The following is a 1,615-nucleotide window of genomic DNA, read 5'->3' as shown; positions in this document are numbered from 1 at the left end:
TACCCCAGCATAAAAAATGCCAAAGTAGTGATTAGCAGTGTGACGTCTTTCTATATTAAAATAAATTCGTTCCCTTCACAGAAATTCTATATCTGAAGCACTTGGAGAGAGCTATGGTCATATTTGAAGGTCATGAAATTGTTGTTCATAGAAATGAACATAGTGGGAAATATGTTGTAGTGACCTTTTGTCCTTCCGGAATTTCGCAACATGCTACCACCGGATTTTTCGCTGAGCCCCCTCTGAATAAAGCAAAGATTCCCGCGATCGGCATAACGTCAAAGCAAGATTTTTGGTTTATTTCTTCCGAGGAAGCAGAATGGCTTCCATTAGTCCAAAAAGAAATATCGAATTTTGAGAAAGTCGTCGTGCTTGGCTGCTCAATGGGAGGACATGCGGCCATACGTCTTGCGGATGCACTCAACGCAGACGTGGTCTTGGCAATGTCCCCAAAATGGTCATTAGATCGGAATGAGTGCGACCATATCGATATCAAGTATGAGAAAGAAAATTTTCGAGATGCGATGCTCGGAATGGGGCTACGTCGGAGAGGAGGGCGAGCACGCATAATCATCGCCTACGATCCCCACGATGCGGTTGATTCGTATCACGCAGCAACGATCGTTGAACATGTGGACCAAGTCAGCGAAGTCAAATTATTCCATATCGGCCATGGGATCGTCGACTTTATCTCGGGAACAATCAACACCCAGAAGATCGTAAACGCCAGCCTTACATTCGACATACCCCATATTGTCTCTGTAATCTCTAAAATAAAACGCTCTCATCCTCATACTATAAAAAAGATATTTGAAAAATTTACCGAAAAAAAGCCATTACTCTGTTTTAAACTGCTAAAAATCCTTCGCGATCGTGGAATCGATTATCTCCCCCTTATCAAAGACAGTACGATCTCTGGCCGGTTGTCCTATCACCTGCGGCGGGAGGGCCGTAGGGACGAATCATATGCGGTATTGCAATGGCTCGACGCCGTTACACTGCCCCCTGCTGTGAAGCGCGAACGTGACTACACGTTCCGGAACCAAAGCCGTTGCTATCTACTCTCTTATCATGGCCTGATGCTCGTCTACGACATTCGTGAGAAATGCTTGCGTGGACAACGCCTGATATTTCCTGAAACGGGATGCGTCCCGGTTCACATCACGCTACAGACAGAAGACCTTTATTTGAAATTATTGTTCGACGATGCCGAATATTTTCTAGTCATACAGGACGGTAAAATCGAACTAGATAGATATTACGATAGAGCGTCTGTCCTGCGCCTCGCCGAGAGTCGAGCGGAGGAATGGATGGAGCAATTCAATGCAGAGATGGATGAGCGTGGTTATGTGGTCGCAAGCCGACTTGGATTCATCGTGGTTTTCTCCGAAGGAGACGTCTGGCTGGACTCTAAAAATGACCGGACATTTGAATCTTTCGTATTAATTCCCGCACCCGATACTGACTGGCATGATTACGATGCACCGTCGGGTAGTGAGCCGGAAAGCGATGCCATTTCGGCGCTTGGGTCTGTTATGGGTTGAAAGGTAGATGTATTTGCATGGCCCCTTGCGATGAGCCTATCATTACTTTGGCATTTTTTATGCTGGGGGTG

Annotated in this window: 1 protein-coding gene; it reads left to right on the top strand. The window is 46.0% G+C overall.

From position 1 onward, the window contains the following. Positions 1–113: 113 nt before the first annotated feature. A complete protein-coding gene (locus F3J08_RS16805) occupies positions 114–1,544 on the top strand; it encodes a hypothetical protein (RefSeq protein WP_166931910.1) in 1,431 nt (476 codons plus the stop codon). Positions 1,545–1,615 lie beyond the last annotated feature (71 nt).

It is taken from the genome of Asaia sp. As-1742 (assembly GCF_011753235.1).
In the GTDB taxonomy this organism is placed as follows: Bacteria; Pseudomonadota; Alphaproteobacteria; order Acetobacterales; family Acetobacteraceae; genus Asaia; species Asaia bogorensis_B.
The sequence above is the reverse complement of the archived record's forward strand: the minus strand, read 5'-3'. Positions and strand labels throughout refer to the sequence as shown.